At 60.3% G+C, this 17,829-nt stretch carries 21 protein-coding genes and 1 tRNA gene; 11 read left to right on the top strand and 11 right to left on the bottom strand.

All coding sequences use genetic code 11. The features are described 5' to 3' along the window. The first annotated feature begins 28 nt into the window (after positions 1-28). The 3 genes from LAN64_00875 to LAN64_00865 all read left to right on the top strand — a co-directional run bounded on the left by LAN64_00875 (position 29) and on the right by LAN64_00865 (position 1,364). Positions 29-102: transfer RNA gene (locus tag LAN64_00875), tRNA-Gln, on the top strand. Positions 103-398: 296 nt separating this feature from the next. Then, positions 399-821 (top strand): hypothetical protein, encoded by a 423-nt coding sequence (locus LAN64_00870; GenBank protein MBZ5566380.1) that lies wholly within the window; start codon positions 399-401, stop codon positions 819-821. 213 nt (positions 822-1,034) lie between these two features. Continuing rightward, on the top strand, positions 1,035-1,364 hold the full coding sequence (locus LAN64_00865) for a hypothetical protein (protein MBZ5566379.1): 330 nt from the start codon (positions 1,035-1,037) through the stop codon (positions 1,362-1,364). A gap of 32 nt (positions 1,365-1,396) precedes the next feature. On the opposite strand, the gene LAN64_00860 is transcribed toward LAN64_00865, so the two are convergent. Then, positions 1,397-2,527, bottom strand: a complete 1,131-nt coding sequence (locus LAN64_00860; protein MBZ5566378.1) for a site-2 protease family protein — start codon at positions 2,525-2,527, stop codon at positions 1,397-1,399. Between the two features lie 306 nt (positions 2,528-2,833). On the opposite strand from LAN64_00860, the gene LAN64_00855 reads away from it, so the two are divergent. The 3 genes from LAN64_00855 to LAN64_00845 all read left to right on the top strand — a co-directional run bounded on the left by LAN64_00855 (position 2,834) and on the right by LAN64_00845 (position 5,864). Then, positions 2,834-3,211, top strand: a complete 378-nt coding sequence (locus LAN64_00855) for a hypothetical protein (GenBank protein ID MBZ5566377.1) — start codon at positions 2,834-2,836, stop codon at positions 3,209-3,211. Between the two features lie 210 nt (positions 3,212-3,421). After that, on the top strand, positions 3,422-4,072 hold the full coding sequence (locus LAN64_00850; protein MBZ5566376.1) for a Crp/Fnr family transcriptional regulator: 651 nt from the start codon (positions 3,422-3,424) through the stop codon (positions 4,070-4,072). Positions 4,073-4,217: 145 nt separating this feature from the next. Then, complete coding sequence (locus tag LAN64_00845) at positions 4,218-5,864, top strand: formate--tetrahydrofolate ligase (GenBank protein ID MBZ5566375.1); 1,647 nt, start codon at positions 4,218-4,220, stop codon at positions 5,862-5,864. Between the two features lie 21 nt (positions 5,865-5,885). Here LAN64_00845 and LAN64_00840 read toward each other — a convergent pair whose 3' ends face one another. From LAN64_00840 to LAN64_00795, 10 genes are all read right to left on the bottom strand, one after another. Continuing rightward, entirely contained in the window at positions 5,886-6,143 is a 258-nt protein-coding gene (locus tag LAN64_00840; GenBank protein ID MBZ5566374.1) for a hypothetical protein, read from the bottom strand. Between the two features lie 93 nt (positions 6,144-6,236). Then, the gene (locus tag LAN64_00835) at positions 6,237-6,644 is read right to left on the bottom strand and encodes a hypothetical protein (protein MBZ5566373.1); all 408 of its coding nucleotides are present in this window, start codon (positions 6,642-6,644) and stop codon (positions 6,237-6,239) included. 596 nt (positions 6,645-7,240) lie between these two features. Further along, positions 7,241-7,417, bottom strand: a complete 177-nt coding sequence (locus tag LAN64_00830) for a hypothetical protein (GenBank protein ID MBZ5566372.1) — start codon at positions 7,415-7,417, stop codon at positions 7,241-7,243. A gap of 131 nt (positions 7,418-7,548) precedes the next feature. Next, positions 7,549-7,974 carry a response regulator gene (locus LAN64_00825; GenBank protein MBZ5566371.1) on the bottom strand — a complete coding sequence of 142 codons (426 nt, stop codon included), beginning with the start codon at positions 7,972-7,974 and terminating at the stop codon, positions 7,549-7,551. 140 nt (positions 7,975-8,114) lie between these two features. After that, positions 8,115-8,666, bottom strand: coding sequence for a hypothetical protein (locus LAN64_00820; GenBank protein ID MBZ5566370.1), 552 nt, complete (start codon positions 8,664-8,666; stop codon positions 8,115-8,117). A 97-nt stretch (positions 8,667-8,763) separates the two neighbouring features. Continuing rightward, on the bottom strand, positions 8,764-9,660 hold the full coding sequence (locus LAN64_00815; GenBank protein MBZ5566369.1) for an energy transducer TonB: 897 nt from the start codon (positions 9,658-9,660) through the stop codon (positions 8,764-8,766). Between the two features lie 147 nt (positions 9,661-9,807). Then, entirely contained in the window at positions 9,808-10,854 is a 1,047-nt protein-coding gene (locus tag LAN64_00810; protein MBZ5566368.1) for an aldo/keto reductase, read from the bottom strand. Between the two features lie 1,250 nt (positions 10,855-12,104). After that, entirely contained in the window at positions 12,105-12,479 is a 375-nt protein-coding gene (locus tag LAN64_00805) for a response regulator (protein ID MBZ5566367.1), read from the bottom strand. A 245-nt stretch (positions 12,480-12,724) separates the two neighbouring features. Beyond that, positions 12,725-12,913 carry a hypothetical protein gene (locus tag LAN64_00800; GenBank protein MBZ5566366.1) on the bottom strand — a complete coding sequence of 63 codons (189 nt, stop codon included), beginning with the start codon at positions 12,911-12,913 and terminating at the stop codon, positions 12,725-12,727. A 58-nt stretch (positions 12,914-12,971) separates the two neighbouring features. After that, positions 12,972-14,213: a PLP-dependent aminotransferase family protein gene (locus LAN64_00795; GenBank protein MBZ5566365.1), complete on the bottom strand. Its 1,242-nt coding sequence runs from the start codon at positions 14,211-14,213 to the stop codon at positions 12,972-12,974. 185 nt (positions 14,214-14,398) lie between these two features. On the opposite strand from LAN64_00795, the gene LAN64_00790 reads away from it, so the two are divergent. The 5 genes from LAN64_00790 (at position 14,399) to LAN64_00770 (ending at position 17,772) form a co-directional block, all read left to right on the top strand. Beyond that, positions 14,399-14,596, top strand: coding sequence for a hypothetical protein (locus LAN64_00790; protein MBZ5566364.1), 198 nt, complete (start codon positions 14,399-14,401; stop codon positions 14,594-14,596). Positions 14,597-14,674: 78 nt separating this feature from the next. Continuing rightward, on the top strand, positions 14,675-15,538 hold the full coding sequence (locus LAN64_00785; protein ID MBZ5566363.1) for a universal stress protein: 864 nt from the start codon (positions 14,675-14,677) through the stop codon (positions 15,536-15,538). Positions 15,539-15,564: 26 nt separating this feature from the next. Continuing rightward, positions 15,565-15,939, top strand: a complete 375-nt coding sequence (locus LAN64_00780; GenBank protein ID MBZ5566362.1) for a metallopeptidase family protein — start codon at positions 15,565-15,567, stop codon at positions 15,937-15,939. Between the two features lie 79 nt (positions 15,940-16,018). Beyond that, positions 16,019-17,104: a tartrate dehydrogenase gene (locus tag LAN64_00775; GenBank protein MBZ5566361.1), complete on the top strand. Its 1,086-nt coding sequence runs from the start codon at positions 16,019-16,021 to the stop codon at positions 17,102-17,104. A gap of 185 nt (positions 17,105-17,289) precedes the next feature. Beyond that, the gene (locus tag LAN64_00770; GenBank protein MBZ5566360.1) at positions 17,290-17,772 is read left to right on the top strand and encodes a DinB family protein; all 483 of its coding nucleotides are present in this window, start codon (positions 17,290-17,292) and stop codon (positions 17,770-17,772) included. The last annotated feature ends 57 nt before the right edge of the window (positions 17,773-17,829 follow it).

Below are 17,829 nucleotides of genomic sequence, written 5' to 3'. Positions count from 1 at the left end.
CTAAATCCGGACGGCCAGCCCTGGACACTGCCCCCTCGTTCAATGGTAGGACAGCTGACTCTGGATCAGCATATCGGGGTTCGAATCCCTGGGGGGCAGCCAAATTCTTTCAAGCTACAGCCGTCGGGTACTCCCGTTTTTGATGCCCCATTCGGCAAGTTATTGGCGCCGTCCGAGCGGATGTCGCTGCGGTCCGCATCCGGTAGATGAGCGCAGTCCCCTTATGGCCCAGACCTGAGTCTTGCGGTTACGGTGCAGCGGATTGGCAGGCGATCTTGGCCGTCAGCCCGTTTTCCCCGAATCACAAACACTTTGCTCACCCGTCACAGCATTTCTGTGCGCCAAGCGAGTACAAGCATCTTAGGGGTGCTCCGCGATGCGGGCACCGGAGGTGGGCCATGCTGATCCTCGTCGGGCTGGTTCTCTTCCTTGTAGGCGCCGCTTTTTTCCTCGGCGCCCCTGCGCTTTGGGCTTACGCACGCTCTCTCCAGTTTGGTGAGCCACGCACCATCATCTGTCCCGAGACGCTGCGCTGGGCCGATGTTTCCGTGGACGGCGGGCACGCCGCGCGCACCGAACTGGCTGGGCGCGCCGATCTTCGGCTCCTCGCCTGCTCGCGCTGGCCTGAGCGCCAGGACTGTAACCAGGCCTGTACCCCGCAACTGCCCTTGGTCGGCGATGATCGCCGGCTTACTCCCTATGCTCCTTTTGCGCTGGAGCCCCGCTTCCTGCGGATCAACAATCCGGTGCGCATGAGCCCTACGCTTTATGCCCGTTTTGCCGCGGAATTCGCCCGCGCCGCCGCCCGCGACATAACCTAGCAGGCAGGAAATGTGCCGGTTTCCCGATGTCGTTTCGATTCGGGAATACCTGGCACGTCAGCTTGAAAGCGCTGCCAGTCCCATCCCGCGAGCGCCATAATGAGGACGCAAAGTGGAGGCACGTATGCTACGTCTATTTGTTGCGGGAAGCGCAATTGCTTCTGTGGGGATTGCTTGCGCCGCGTTCACCGTTTCGGTGATCCCGAGCCTGACATGGCAAAGGCCTACCCGCTCGCGTTACTGTGGTGCTTTGCTCCGCTGGCATGGGGTACCTGGGCGATGCTGGCACCGCGAGGCTTCGTCCCGCATCGGCTGCCAATCTGGGGAGCGATTCTGGGGCTGATCGCCGGCGTGCTCGCGGCTTTCGTGCTCAATATGCCCTCGCGAATCCTCGGCCAAGCGCTACCTGCCGCACTACGCGGAATGGGGGTAGTGGTGATTGTGGTGTTCTATTACCTCTTGTGGATGCTGGTGCGCGGTGTCTATCGGGCACTGGGCCCAACCGACTCCGCAAGGCCGAAATCCTATACCACCGCGGCTTAAACTCCGTTTCATGGCGTGGACATATCGGTAAATTACAATCTCAATTCAGCGCGATTCTGTAGAACCTGCAGCAGGTGCGCGCGGGAGAGAATGCCCTCCAGTCGGCCGTTGGTTACAACTGGCAGTTGGTTGATGTTTTCGCGTGCCATTGTTTCCAGAGCCTGAGCGACTGGGGCGTCCGGGGAAACGACATGCAGCTCGGGCAGGGGCTTCATGGTCTGTTCCACGGTAGTGACAGGCCAGCGATCGCGCCCGATACGACCGATGTCGGCAGTGGCGATCAATCCTGCCAGGTAACCATTTTTCTGGACTACGAAGCAGCGTTTTCCTGTGGGTAGCGAGTATTCATCCACCAGCGACTGAAGTGTAGTATTCGCGTCCACAGGGGTGCAGTCGCGGTCCATCACGTCCCGTACCTTCACCCCCTGCAGCACCTGCAGAAGTTGCATCTGTGCGTAGCTGGAACGGGAGGCATCGAGCAGGAACCAGCCGATGAACGCGATCCACAGCCCGGCAAAACCCTCCCCCGTGAAGAAGCGCCACAGCCCCGCGAGGATGAAAAGCAAGGCGAATCCCTGCCCCACGAGCGAGGCAATGCGTGTGGAGCGCTCCATGTTTCCGGTGATCCACCAGGTCGCAGCGCGAAGCACGCGTCCGCCGTCCAGCGGGTAACCAGGAATCAGGTTAAAGATAGCGAGCATGAAGTTGATGTAGCCTAACCACGCCAACATCGCTGCCACCGGTGTAGACGGCGAGGAAATCCCGCCCCAGCCCAACATCCGGGCGAAGCCGAGGCAAGACAACCCGATCATCAGGCTCACCAGCGGTCCCGCGAGAGCCATCCAGAACTCAGACTTGGCGTCGGGGCTTTCTTTTTCCATCTGCGAAACACCACCCAAAGCGAACAACACAATCGAAGGCACGCGGATGCCGCGGCTCTGCGCAACTACCGAGTGCCCCAACTCGTGCAGCACGATGCAGACGAAGAAGAGCGCCGCAGTAAGGATCGCGGTGCCCCAGATCACGCTATGGCTCCAGTCGCGGTGTACCGTGGAGAACTGTTCGACCAACGAGAAAACGATCAGGAATGCGATGATGAACCAACTGTAGTGAAGGCCGATGCGGATTCCGAATAGACGCCCGAGCTTGATCTGAGCTTGCATAGAACACCGTCGGAGACTTCTTGGTTTGGCTGCCGGAAACTCTTGACCCGCCTTGGACCGTTTATCGCACGCATGGCGATGTATCGTCCAGCGATCTACTTACGATGGTCTTGGATACGCTCAGGCATTCCATTTCGGGAAGGCACTGATGCGGCGGCACAGATTTCAAGCCTCAACTTGCCGACACGGAGCATCATTCAAAATAGAGGTGGGGCGTTCGGCTGCGGTGCATCGGCCGACCGTCTCGGCCTGCACCCACAGTCTAGCGCTTCTGCCTTCCCCAGCTCAGTTTCGTGGAGGCACGCTATGCGACGGAAGGTGCTCCTTACAGGGCTTGTCATCTTCGCAGTTCTCATCCTGACCGGGACCGTTCAGGCCGCTGCCAACAAGTATGGCATCGCCGATAAGCGACAAGTGCGCTTCTACGATCCCGTGTGGGTCGGCAGTGTGCTCTTGCCAGCCGGTGAGTACGACGTTCGACACACCATGCAAGGCGAAGAGCACGTCATGGTCTTTCGGCAAATGTTTGCCAAAACACCGGCGGAGGCGCAGGTGAGGTGCACTCTGGTTCCGGTCATCAAGCCGATTGAGCAAGATCAGGTGGGCTTCAGGTCCAATTCGGCAGGACAGCTTGTGCTGCACCGCCTCGCCTTCAAGGGAGACCGGGCAGAGCACGTGTTCTGAAACTAGGATTCGTGGTCGAAGACCGTGGATGGCTTGCGAGCAGAACGGCCTGAAGCAGGAGGAGGTATGGCCAGAAAGAACATTTCGCGCGTCGGGCCACCCAGAGATCTGGTGACGAGGCGAGTGCATGCCTGCGATCGCTCCCAGTCAAGCCGTCATCGAATTGGCAACAAGATTCTGGCGGCACTTCCGGCCGAAGAGTTGAATCGAATGCTCCCTCACTTGGGACGTGTCCGGCTGCATTCCGGGGAGTCCATCGGCGTGCCCAACCGCCCGATAGCGTTCGTTTACTTTCCCAACAGCGGCATGATTTCCATGGTCGCGATGATGCGCGACGGAACCAGCGTCGAAGTCGGCATCGTCGGGCGGGAGGGGTTTGTCAGTACCTCGGTGCTGCTAGGAATTCCGTCGATCCCGATGCGCGCTGTTGTCCAACTCCAAGGAGATGCGTTCACAATCGAGCCGCGGCTGCTCGGCAAAATGCTGCCGCAATCACCACGCCTCGAATCGATATTGCGGCATTTTGCCAACGCGTATTGGAACCAAGTGGCCCAGGTCGCTGCTTGCAATCGTCTGCACCGGGTCCGCGAGCGCTTGGCCCGTTGGCTGTTGATGAGCCGGGACCGAACCGATTCCGACATACTGCCGCTGACACAGGAGTTCCTCGCCCAAATGCTCGGCTGCCGCCGCTCTTCCCTAGCGGCAGCCATGGGTTCCCTGGAGAAATCCGGACTTGTTCGCTGCCGTCGTGGCCAGGTCTGCATTGCGGATCGAAGAGAGTTGGAGAAAACAGCCTGCGAGTGCTACGAAGTCATCCGCGAACTCGAGTCGTTGGCTCGGCCTTCGACGGCGCCGCGTTGAACCCTCACGAGCCGGCGAGGAAGAGGCGATCACACGCAGGCGTGATCGCCGCCGCTGTCAACCAGCCGACGCACGTACACAGTGGTGGGAGTAGGGTCGAGCATCAACAGCCCTAGTTCTGGTACCGCGCTCGCCGGGAGGCCGTATGCTTGCTCCGTTGCTGCCCATCCGAGAGATCACCGCAAAACTCGACATTCCGGATGCGTTCGTCGAACCATGGGGCACACACGTCGCCAAGCTGCGACTGGAACTATTGTCCGCGCCTCGCCCGCCGAGCCGCCGGCGGTTGATTCTGGTCACGGCGATGACTTCCACCAGCAGTGGTGAGGGCAAAACAGTCACTTCGATCGGATTGGCCCAGGCGCTGGAACGGATCGGAAAGACGTCGATCGTAACTCTGCGGGAACCGTCGCTTGGACCCGTGTTCGGCCTGAAGGGAGGAGCGACCGGTGGCGGCCGCTCCGAGGTGCTGCCCAGCGACCGGATTAACCTGCATTTCAGCGGCGATTTCCATGCCGTGACTTCGGCCCATAACCTGCTCGCCGCGATGCTTGACGCCCACATCCATCACGGAAATGCGTTGCGCGTCGACGTGAAGAATGTGCTCTGGCCACGCACCATGGACATCAACGATCGGGCGCTGCGCACGATCGTGAGCGGCCTGGGCGGCCTCACCAACGGACCGGCGCGCGAGAACGGATTCGTGATTACGGCAGCGTCGGAGATTATGGCCATCCTGGGCCTGACCTGCGGCCGCCAGGACTTGCGGCGACGACTGGACCAGGTGGTGGTCGCGCTTGACTTCGATGGCAAAGCCATTCGCGCGCAGGACTTGCAAGCGACGGGCGCCATGATGGTGCTGCTGAACGATGCCATCATGCCGAACCTTGTGCAAACTACCGAGCACACACCGGCCATCATCCATACAGGACCCTTCGCAAATATCGCCCATGGAACCAGCAGCGTGCTGGCACAGCGTATGGCGCTGCACTTGGCCGATTACGTCGTGAACGAGACGGGGTTCGCGGCGGATCTGGGCGCGGAGAAGTACTTTGACCTGGTCATGCCCTCGTCCGGCCTGCAGCCTTCGGCCGCCGTGCTGATCGTCTCCGCCCGATCGATCCTGAGACAAGGCGGGAAAAACGCGAGCGCACTCCCACTCCGTGCCGGCTTCCAGGCAGGCTTCGAGAACATTGCCAAGCATGTAGACACGCTGCGGAAGTTTAGGGTGCCGGTGGTGGTCGCAATCAACAAGTTCCCAGGTGACACCGTGGAACAGCTGGATGCGATCAGCAGCTTCGGCCGCGAGCTTGAGGTAGAATCCGCCGTTTCGGAGGTGTACGAACAGGGAGGAGCAGGCGGCATCGATTTGGCGGAGAAGGTCGTCGGGGCAGCCGAGAATGCCAGCGCGGCGGCGGTTCGCACTCTCTACACTCCCGATCTGCAGCTGCGGGAAAAGATCGAAACGATTGCCCGCGAAATCTATGGTGCAGGTGAGGTGGTGTACGAGCCTGCCGCCCGGAAAAAACTGGAGGTCTTCACGCAAAGAGGCTATGGTCTCTTGCCCGTCTGCATGGCCAAGACGCAGGCCTCCTTGACCGATGATCCGGAAGTGCTAGGCGCGCCTCGTAATTGGACGCTAACCGTTAGGGATGCTGGGTTGTTTGCTGGAGCAGGCTTTGTCGTGGCCGTGACCGGTGAGATGATGCTGATGCCCGGGCTGGGCAAATCCCCCCAGGCCGTGCGGGTGGACGTGGACGATAAGACGGGCGTAATTCAGGGCCTGATTTGACGGTTGCGAGCAAGCATCACGTCAGCTTGCTTGAAGAATGATCGGGCCGGCGTGCGGTATCACCTTCACCCTGTCATGCGGATCATGCGTGACGACCATCGTTTTGCAACAGGTGTCGCACAGCCAAAAGTGTTGCAATGTTCGCACTTTGCCGGCCGAATCTGCACCTCGGGTGACAGCGGACGCGTCCGGGCCGTCTGTCTCCATCACGAACAACTTGCCTTCATGCAAGTATCTAAACTGTGCGCAGCAGGCGTGATTGGCGCACTTCTCGATCATGGGAACATCCGCTCCAACAGCACTGGAACCCGTGAGCCGTCCCTGGATCGTAAGAATTCATCGCGGGCAGGCTGCGATTACAACCATCAGCGGCTAACTCGCGATCTTCCGAAGGTTGAGCTGGTTTACAGTTGTGGGGCCGGGATCGTCCCATAGTCGGCCGACAATTTGGGACAGATCTCGCTTGGCGATTACAACTGATGCACCAACAGATTGAAATCGCTCGCGGTCGGATTCCCGGGCTATGGGCTTCAAGACGAGCCGCCGGCAATCCGGATTCCGAACCTCAAGCTCTCTGAGGATCTTTTCGGCATCCAGTTCCGGAGGATGATCCCCAATCAGAACGAAATCGAATCCGTCGCCGGTGAAGAGGCGAACCGCCTCGGCGACGTTCCAAGTCGTGCACGTGTCACAGCCCGCATCCTCCAAAAGACATTCCAGCCTGATGAGCACAGTCTCGTCGAGGTCCACTATCAGGACTCTCTTGCGGCGTTGGCTCATTCGTCGTCCCTATTTTCGGAGAGCAACAGGTTACGATTGATTGTTGGAGTTTGAATCTATCTCAGCCACTTACCGGAAGAGTACGGCCGAGATGTCCAACGGAGCTTCTCGCGAACGCCAACGGAGAGGATCGTGCAACTCCGTGAGTACGATCACGGTGGTCTGACCTTCTTGCCTCCGCCAATTGACCTTTTTACGCCACAGCAAGTCAGCTGTCTGCCCGGTACTGGACACAAGCGGCGCAAAATCTGCGGAGCTACAGCAGCCACTCCCGCGGTTCGACCCTCGGCGGTTGCGATTTATCTGCAACGGCTTCCCGTTTGGCAATTGCAGTTTGCTTGGAGATCAACCGCTTGGGAGGAGCGGTGCGTGGCCACTCCACAAAGACGTGTTCGGAGGTTGCGCACGGATTTCGCGACCGATTGGACGCTCGATTCGCCTGACATGCTTGAGCCGTAGGCCGTTTATTTGACATGATTTTCCCCACCGTTTCTCACGCTGGCTGCCGGCCAGGTTACCTTTAGCCGACGTGACATTGGGATCGTTGCCTTTGTCGTCTGAGCTGCGACTGCTCGCAACTGCTGCATGGCGCTTACTCAAACACTCGTCTTTCTTGCCGGTTCCCGTTCCTCCTCGGCAGAGTTGCGGATAGCCAATTCAGTCCAGATGGAGTCCAGCAGTTCGATCTGTTTGTTTTGCTGGCGGTGATCCAATGCCCACAGGACAACTTCGAGTCCGCCAAGTGCGACGATGATTACAAGGGCCTCGAGCATAATAGCCTCCGTGCCGCAGCACTGGTGCGGCCTCCGGATGTGCGTGCCTCTGAAACGCGCAGCTACTGCGGTCGCAAGTTGGGTGCGAGCATCATGCACCTCCTTTGACCAGGTCTGCATAACAGACTGGGCTAGCCCACGCCCTTCCCGAGCAGCGCGTCTTTCGTGATGGCGCTCGGGTCCTCTCCATCCATTGCGATCGCCTGTCTCAGCTTGGCAACGACCTCGTCCGGCGCCAGCGGTTTGGCGAGCACCTCAAACTCGGAAGCTTCCACCAGTCCGGCAGCATCGAGGCAGCCAGACATCAGTAGAATCTGTGTTCGGGGCGAAAGCACCTGAATGCGTCGAGCGAGACGCACGCCGTCCAGGTCAGGGAGAACCACCTCGATCACAACCACATCTGGCTGCTGCAGATCTGCTATGTTCAGCGCATCTTGTGCGCTGTAACGTGCGGAGGCTTGGAACCCGCTCTTTTGCAGCAGAAGGACGAGGGCGTCGGCGACGCTGCGATCGTCGTCCACGATAAGCACGGTTGGCAGCCGGTCGCGTTCGGGCATTGATCCTCCCTCAGCTAACCCTCGCTGCTGTCAGGCACCCGGTCCCGTGGATACCCCGCTACGAATTATGGTGCCACCGATCGGGCTCTGCATTGTCGCATTCTCGCGCGCGGCACGATTCCGACTCCCATTTCGGGATATCAACGATCGCGCGGCAGTGCCGAAAGGAATGCGACGCTCGGCACGTCGGGAAGGTAGCGTCGGTGCCAGACGCGCAGATCTTCGGCGGTCGCGTGCAATGGCGGATGAATAACCAGGCGCAACCGCAGCTCAAACGATGTTGACCCGCGCCGCGCAATCGGGCTTCGGAACCACTCGAGTGCGACCTTGCCTGTGTCCGTCAGTCTCCATTCGAGAGCAGGGTTGAGCCTCCCACTTACATTGAGCAGTTGCACGGTCACGGTCAGAAGCGAACCGCGGAGAACATAACCGATGTGTTCGTCGCCACCCCCGCTTTCTTGATCGCGCGGGAACTTGCGCGCGTCATTCTGAAAACCTCTGGGCAAGGGTACGACTGCCATTTCTACCTTGATCAGGTGATCGCATGGAAAATCCATGGCGGTATGTTCCGCGTACTCGTATGTCTTGGCGCCGCGGCTCCAGCCGGCGGCGATATCGGCCACGATTTCTAATGCAGTCCGCTTTTGTTTGTACGATACGTCCAATGCGGATCTGGCTACAGCGGAAATCATGTTGCACGCTCCCGTTTTGCTCCCCTGCCGGCATGACGATGCGGCCGCTCGGGGCTTGTGGCGTTCGTCTCCCAGCTCAGACCAAGCACGGATCAGGTCAATAGAGCCGGAAATTAACCTCCACATTGATCTGCACTGCCACCGGCACGCCGTCCTTGCGCGCGGGCTCGAATCGCCAACTGCGAATCGCCTCGATTGCTTTTTCATCAAGTCCCATGCCGAGTGTGCGCTGCACGCGAATGTTGTGCGTGCGACCGTCCTGCCCCACCACCAGCCATAGAACCACCGTGCCTTGGTACTTGGCCTTCCGAGCTTCCTCCGAGAATTCGGGGTCTGGCGCGTAGATTGCCCGGGGCGCACTGACACCGCCGCCGACCCTATATACCCCACCGCCCATTCCCCCACCCCAGCCCGGTCCGACGCCGGGACCACGACCGGAGCCCACGCCGCCGCCGCTGCCGCTTCCTATCCCACCGCCCGAGCCTGTTCCGCTTGATGGTGGTCCCAACACCGATGACAGCGGATCTCCAAGCGGACCCGCTGGCTGCGGCAGTTGAAGCTCGGGCGGGACCACCACACTGGGCTCGGCAGCGAGCTTCGGACTTTCATTGCGAATCACCACCATGGGAGGTGTGAACTGCTGCCGCGAGAATTTCGGCAACACGCCTTTGGACGCCGCCAGCTTGTCGCGATCTCCGCCGCCACCGCCGCCACCAGCTCTGGTTGCGGCGGGCGGAAGAATATACGGGCTCACATCCGACACCAGCCCGATCACCTGCTGCTTGATTTCCTGACGGTGGCGCGCGACGTAGGTTCCCGACGTCAGAAGCACCACGATGGCAAGGACGTGTACCAAAAAAGACAAAATGAAGGTACTTACGCGAGTCGTGTAGAGCCCATAACCCTCGCCAAACAGGGTGGGCAGAACGGACGGCTCCGGGGCGGAGCACGCCTGCGGGTGCTCCGCAATGCGAGGCGAAGCCAACCCGACCATTTTCTATCTAAGTATAGCCTCCTAAGCCTCACTAAGCTACCGCGCGCAACATGCATGTACAGATCGCAAGAGCTCAATCCCGCTGACCGCACCGCACGCTCTTGCACTTGCGTCGTCTAAACGAAACGTTCTTAACCGCACGTGTGCTCACGAGTCCCAGCGGCGGAAGAAGAGCGCTTCACGCGCAATCGGCGCGGCTCTAACCGCCAACGCGGCTCGCTGCGGTTCGCTGAGTGGCGTGAACTCGCGCGCGAGCTTGACATTTTCGGCCAACTGCTCCACCGAGTCGCATCCGATCACCACGGTGCTGACCGGCAGCGACAGCACATAGTAGAGCGCATCCTTGATGCCAAGCGGTCCAGCCCGCTTTTTCCCCGGAGCATACGGCCCGACGGCGGGCCAGTTGGACAACAGTCGCCCGCGCGCGGGAATCTTCATGCCAATGATGCCCATCTGCTTTTCGATCGCCATGGGCAGCAGCTTGTCCTGGAAGCTGAAATGGTGCGGGTCGGCAGCGTTGACCGCCATCAGGATCTGGTCAAAAGGAAACCGCCGCAAGCATTCCATCAGTACCTCAGGATCGGCGTGGCCAGTCACGCCGAGGAAGCGCACCATCTTCTGGTCGCGCGCTTGCCGCATCGCTTCGATGGCGCCGCCTTTGGCGAAGATCTGGTCTACTTCGTCCATGTAGCTGACGTGGTGAAGTTGCCAGGCGTCGAGGTGGTCGGTGTTCAGCAAGCGCAGAGATTCCTCCAGCAGCTTGAGCGAGCCGTCGCGAGTCCGGTCGTGCGTTTTACTGGCGAGATAGACCTCTTTACGACGTCGCTTCATCACCTGACCGATGTAGCGCTGGCTCCAACGTCCGGTTGCTCCGTAGCGCGGCGCGGTATCGATGTAGTTGATGCCGAGATCGATCGCCTTCTCGACAATTGCGACCGCCTCGGCTTCCTTATTGGGCTGCTCGACGGTGGCCTGCCCGCCAAGACTGAAGATGCCAACGCGAAACCCGGTGCGACCCAGATTGCGCGTCGGCATTGCTTGCGGCGTAGCCGGGTTGAAAGGTAGCGGCGGCACGGCAATCGCCGCTTCCGCGGATATCCCCTGCGCCACCAGGCCCGCCGTCACCGCGCCCGTCGCCTTCAGGAAATTGCGACGCGTACTGGAGCTTGGCTTGCCATTTGCCTCGCCGCTCATGTGCGCCTCCCTCTGCTGCCTGGCCGGCGTATTCGACCGTAACCCTGAGGCGATCTCTCAACCTGCCGGTGCGAGCGCTCCCGCTGTGCTTAACGATGATCGCTCACTCCGAACAGGTGGGCCTCATAGATCGCACAAGTCATCACTCAATGCTTCCCGAAACGGAACTACAGAATCCATTGCAGCCGGGCTGCGGTTGCGGCAAGAGCATCCGTTGGAGTGAGGCGGCAGGGGGTAGCGCTGAAGTCCTATGCCGTGTTTCACCGACCTATCATTTCACTCGAATCGGATTCTAGGTCAGTCTTGGGGAATCGACTAACCGCCATAAGCACGACACGCAAGGTAACCAAGCGAAATTTCGTCGCCGTCATGGTGTGCCTTAGGAATCGATGAGTCAGCAGACTTCCGCCGGTATGGCGGCATCGTTGATTTCATTTGCTATAACCTATGACCGTCCTTTAGGATGGTGGCCTATGGATACGAAACAGATACTTTCCGAACTTCGTTCCCGACGGGAACGACTCGATCATGCCATCACAGCGCTGGAAGCGATCGCTTCTGAAGGAAAAACCCCATCCAGGAAGGTCCGTTCAACCACGACGGCGCGGAAGAAACGCCGCATGAGCCCAGCAGCGCGGAAGCGGCTTTCAGATCTTATGAAGAAGAGATGGGCTAGTGGAAAGATGGGGAGGGCCAGAGCGAAGGCGGCATAGGCTGGCCCGAGGAAGCGGATTACGCCTTGCGAATCGAGAGAGGAAGCCCGTCACGCTGCCTTGACTGGGTAGTCCATGCAATCATGCATCTCGAAGGCTCGACACGCTCGCCAAGCATCCTGCTCATCCACACGGCCGCTGGGCGGATTTTCGATGCGATGCACCCATGCACATTGGCTGCATCGGTAAGTGTCGATGACAGCCTCCCTATCTCGACAGTGGGGGAGGAGCGATCGCATCGAGGTCCCATGCCGGGCAACAGAAAATGAGAGATGGTTCTGGCGGCGTTCGAACCAAACGGTGCAACTAAGCCCATTTAGATACCACGCGAAGGATGGGCCTGGTGGCGTCAAGATGCGCCGCCTCTTCCAGGCTCAAGATGCGCTGCTCTATATTCCTTATTCCTATCGGCGTAATTCGCCGGCGCCGCACTCCGATATCCACCCGATTTACACACGAAGCCGATCAAGAGAACGGGGCGGCCTAGGTTGGATCGGTCCCGCACCCGGACCGTGCTTTCTACGCGGGGTTCTGGGTTTAGGCGCACGCCTCGGATGAATCGGCCAGCAGGCGTTCGATGCGGCTGACGAGGCTAGCGTTCTCCTCGGCCTTAACGGCATAGTCATCAATCAGGCCGTGTACATCGGCAGGGCGCTCGACGTGCGCGGATAACATTAGGATGGGAATGGTTGGCTTCCGCTGGCGAAGGGAGCGAGCGACCTCTGCGCCATTCATTTTTGGCATGGTGTAGTCCAGCACGACGAGATCCACGGGGAGTTCGGAAAACAGGGCAAGAGCGGTCGGCGCGTCGCGCGCAGTGAGCACGTTATAGCCGGATACCTCAAGGGTAACTTGCAGGACCTGGAGAAAGTCCCGATCATCGTCGACGCACAGTAAGAGCTTTCCCGACATCCCATCACCCCGTGGGAGTCATCGTTGACAGGTAGATGACTATACGCTGCCCTGGAGTCATTGCAAGCGCATTCATAACCGGATGCTGCCGATTACCGAGTAGCTCGGCTCCGGGAATAAACGACACTTGACAAATCATTTTGCGCGCACCCAGATTGCTTCCCCTGCTTTGGGACCAGTACTGGCGCACGCTTGAGGCCGGCCATCTGAAGCGGATCTCGAACTACTACTGCCGATGCAAACCGTTAGAGCATGCCTCCGGTGCTTACCGTCAGCAGGTTCAACGCCGTTTCAATCTTCAGAATGGCTTCTTCCAGTTCCGGGTGCCTGTCCAGCCGTTTGCGCAAGGTATCGAGAAGCTGATGTGCCTCTTCGAGATGTTCGGCGGCCTTCTCCCGCGGCTGCGGGGAAGATGGATTGGTTGCTTCTGACATCTCAGTCCCCCCTTACCTACAATGTTCGCGCTGGCGTTGCGGGCCGGCAAGCCCTTTGCTACACCACGATCAAAGCCGCTAGCTTGAGCTGTTCCTTGACAGCATGTCCCAGTCGGCGAATACCTTCGCGGATTTGCTCCGGGGCGGAATTGGAGAAGTTCAGCCGCAGATGACAGCCGTCGGGCTCGTCGCAATAGAACGGGCCGCCGGGTACGAACGCCACATTCTGCCGCAGTGCCGCCTCGAACAGTTCCTGGCAGTTGGTGGCCGGCGGCAAGGTCACCCAGAGGAAGAGCCCGCCTTCGGGGCGCGTCCAGGTGGCTTCGTCGGGGAAGAATTCCTGCAAGGCCGCCAGCATGGTGTCGCGGCGCTCCCGATACACGGCACGAATCCGCTTCACGTGCTGGTCAAGGAAGCCATCGCGGGCCACTTCGTAGGCCACCATCTGGATAAAGGTGCTGGTGTGAAGATCGGCGCCCTGCTTGAGCTGGACCAAACGCACGATTACTTCCTGCGGAGCGACCACCCAGCCCAACCGAAGCCCGGGTGCAAGCAGCTTCGAAAAGGTGCTCAGGTAGATGACATTCCCCGACATGTACTGCAGATCGGTGCGGCGCTGTGCTCGGTCCAGAACGACGAGTGCGGTGCCATGTTCGCCCTCGTAGCGGAGTTGGCCGTAGGGGTCGTCCTCCACAATCGGGATGTCGTGCGCATCGGCAAGCAGAACGAGTTTCTGCCGGCGCTCCTCGGAGAGTGTGACGCCCGCCGGGTTCTGGAAGTTCGGCAGGATGTACATGAATTTCGGCGACGAGCGCAGCGCTTCGTGCAAGCCGTCGGTGCGAATGCCCTCGTGATCGACGGGGAGGCTGACGTATCGGGCGCCATAGACGTTGAATGCCTGCAAAGCGCCGAGGTAGGTGGGCGCCTCCACTAACACACGATCGCCGGGGTCAATCAGCAGCTTGCCGATCAAATCCAGGGCCTGCTGCGATCCACAGGTGATCAGGACATTGCTAACATCGGCGACGATGCCGTAGCGCCGCATGTTGTCCACGATGAATCCGCGCAGCGCCAGGTAGCCCTCCGTGGGCCCATACTGCAGCGCCGCGGCGCCGTTGTGCTGGAGCACCGTGTGGCACGCTGCCTCAAAGCGATCGATCGGAAACAGTTCCGGGGCAGGTAAGCCGCCGGCAAAGGAGATGACTTCTGGACGCTGTGTCAGTTTGAGGAGATCACGAATTACCGAGCTTCGGACAGCGCTGATCCGCTGGGCATAGTGGCGCGACCAGCCAGTCTCCATGGAAATCTCCACCTCTGTGGAAATTCTAGCCCTCCAGCCTGGCACCGTCTGTGATGCACCGCACCCGCTCCCTGGGCTCATTCCGGGAATGGGACGAATGGGCTGAAGCGTCGGAATCAGGCTGCATTTTCCCCGGTGGTTCTAAAATAGCAGTAGCAGTGCTTCCGGTCCGGTCGGAGGTTGTTATGGAAATGCACATCACTGCGCAGGAACAAGAGCTGCTGGCGGAAGTTCTCCGGCAGCATCAGCGAGAGCTTCTGCGGGAGATCTCGCACGCCGACCACCACGATTTCAAGCTGGCCTTACGAGCTCGGGCGCGATTGTTGGAAGAGCTGTTGAAGAAATTGGACGCGCCCGAGCCGGCGTTGAAACGCGCATCGTGAACCGGCGCCGAATGGCGTGACCGGTCTTACTGGCGGCCAAGCGCAGCAATTTGTCGACACGACCCAGGAGGAGATACTGTGGAATTCGCTCCCAAGACGATGTTGTGCCTCCTGGACCTGAGCCCGGCCTCGGCCAGTGTGCTGCAGTGGACGGGATTGTTCGCCGAGAAGTTTGGCGCCGAAACTCACATTCTGCATGCCATGTGGCCTCCGGTTCCGCGCGAGGTCTCCGAGGCGGAAGGCGAACAACTGCAGGGGGAATATGAGGAGCGCCGAGTCGAGCTTGGCCGCTCGATTCGCGCGCAGGCCGAAAGCGTGCTCGGCAACCGGATTCGCTACCAGGTCGCCGTCGGCGTCGGACACCCGGTGAAGGTCGTACTCGACTTCATCGGGCAACTGCATCCCGACCTGATCGTGCTCGGCAGTCACGGGCACGACGGTATGGCCCGCTCCTTGCTTGGTTCGGTGGCGGAAAACGTGGTTCGCGAATCGGCGTTCCCTACGCTCGTCGTGAAGGGCGCGGACCTAGTCTTGGGCCCGGGCGCCCTGAAGACGTTGTTGTGCCCGGTGGACCTCACGAACCTGGCGACACAATGCCTGGAGGCGTCGCTGGACCTGGCACGCGTGTTCGGCGCGAGGATCGATGTGCTGCGCGTGCTGCCGGAAGGCACAGCCGATGCCGAAAACGAGCTCAACATGTTGCGCCAGTGGGTCGGGGAAGTTGTCCGGCCGAGCTCTCCGGTTTCGGAGACGCTGCGCATCGGCGAGACCGCCGAGCAGATCATCATCTTCGCCCGCCAGCGCGCCGCCGACCTCGTCGTGGTGGGAGCGGAGCGCCGCAAATTTCTTGAGTTCACCGTGATGGGCCGTACGACAGAGCGCGTCGTCCGCCACGGGCCGTGCTCGGTGTTGCTCTTGCGGCTCGATTCGCGCAGCAATTAGATTCCCGACAACGTCTCGGCGCAATCATGGAGCGGCAACGGTTTACTCGCCTGGTGGAGCAAGCGCTGGATCGGCTGCCGGAGCAGTTTCGCACCCGCCTGGATAACGTGGTCGTGCTGGTCGAGGACCTCCCGCCGGAACCGGCGACACGGCAACGCGCGCCACGGCCACGCTCCCTGCGCCCGAAAACGCTGGTGCTCGGAATCTTCCATGGCGTGCCGGCAACGCGCCGCAGCGTTTTTGACCTTCCCACCGGGCCGGCGCGCATCGTGCTGTACCAAAGGAATATCGAGGCGGTGTGCTCCAACGACGACGAAATCCGTGAGCAGGTGCTTCTGACCATAATGCACGAAATCGGCCACTACTTCGGCATGGACGAAGACCAACTGCGCGATGTCTGAAGAACGGTAACTCCCACCAGCGCCGGTTTCACCTCGCAGCCCGCAAAAGGCAAACCTTACCGGCGTAAAATGCTGCTGCATGACGACACGGCGCTACATGCTTGCGGTGCTGCCCGCGGATGGGATCGGAAGGGAAGTGATACCGGCAGGGTTGGAGGTCTTGCGCGCGGTATCCGAGGCGCACGCGGCCTTTGCTTTCGAGACGCAAGAGTTTGATTGGGGATCGGAGCGCTACCTGCGCCAGGGCGCGATGATGCCGAGCGATGGCGTACGGCAGTTGGAGCGTGGAGGCTTCGACGCCATTCTGCTCGGGCCTGTCGGCGACCCGCGCGTTCCCGACCATGTGACCCTCTGGGGCTTGCTGCTTCCGATCCGCCAGGGTTTCGATCAATACATCAATCTGCGTCCCATGCGCCTGCTGCCGGGGATCAAGACACCGCTCGCGGGCAAGGAACCCACGGACATCGACATGGTGTGCGTGCGGGAGAACGCCGAGGGCGAATACGCGGGAGTTGGTGGGCGCCTGCATCGCGGCACGGCGGCCGAGGTCGCCATCCAAAGCAGCGTGCATACGCGGCACGGCACGGAGCGCGTGATCCGCTTTGCTTTCGAATATGCGCGCGCCAACGGGCGCAAGAAGGTCACCAGCGCCACCAAGTCAAACGCGCAGCAGTACAACATGGTTTTCTGGGACGACATCTTCTCCGAGGTGGCGGCGCGATATCCCAACGTCGCGCACGAACAGCAATTGGTGGACTCTCTGTCGGCGCGCTTCGTCTCCAAACCTGAGAGTCTGGACGTGTTGGTCGCCTCGAATTTGTTTGGCGACATTCTGACCGACCTGGGCGCCGCCATTTCGGGGAGCATGGGCATTGCGCCCAGCGCCAACCTCAACCCCGAGCGCAAATTTCCCAGCCTGTTCCAGGCCATCCACGGCTCGGCGCCGGACATAGCGGGACGGGGTGTTGCCAATCCCCTCGGAACCGTGTGGTCCATCCAGATGATGCTCGAGCACCTCGGAGAGTCTGAGGCGGCAAAGCCGCTGATGAAGGCCATCGAGCAGTTCGCGGCCACCGCGACCGCCAAGACACCGGATCTGGGTGGGCGGGCGAACACGCGCGAGGCAACCGCAGCGCTGTGCGAATTGATTCGCGGCCAGCGCTGAGAGAATCGACGAATTGTCGGATTTTCGAATTGGCGAATTTGCCGGACCTTCGAGGGTGAATCTAGTTCGTCAATTCTCCAATTCGGCAATTCGTAAATCGTCCCACGTGGTTTTGAAACTTGCGTCTGCTGCGGGTTATCCAATCCAGACATTAGCTGCTGAAACCACGTCTTGGGGAGCCGACCATGAATCCGTACGCATCATTTTTGGGAGATCGGGACGCGCTGGAGGTAGTAACGGGCACGCCGACGCGCCTGGAAAGTTTGGCCAACCTGCTCGGCCGGGAGCGGGTCGAATATTCGCCGGCGCAGGGGAAGTGGAGCGCGCGCGAAATTATCTGTCATCTGGCGGATTGCGAGTTGGTATTTGCCTTCCGTCTGCGGCAAACGCTGGCGGAGGACCACCACGTCATCCAGCCATTCGATCAGGACAAGTGGGCTCGCCATTATGCAGGGCACGATGCCCACGCGGCATTGGCGGTGTTTTCAGCAGTGCGGAACTGGAACCTGCAACTGATCCATCAGGCGGGCCCGACAGCGCTGTCGAAGAAGAACACGCATCCGGAGCGCGGCGAAGGCAGCTTTGGCGAGATCATCGAAACCATGGCGGGCCACGATCTCAACCACATCAAGCAGGTCGAGGCGATTACCAAGAAGCTGGCAGCGTAAAGGCAGTGGTCAGTTGTTAGTGGCAAGGTGCCCCACATCTGCCGTTCTTGGCAGATG

It is taken from the genome of Terriglobia bacterium, from assembly GCA_020073185.1.
GTDB lineage: Bacteria > Acidobacteriota > Terriglobia > Terriglobales > Acidobacteriaceae > JAIQGF01.
The sequence above is the reverse complement of the archived record's forward strand: the minus strand, read 5'-3'. Positions and strand labels throughout refer to the sequence as shown.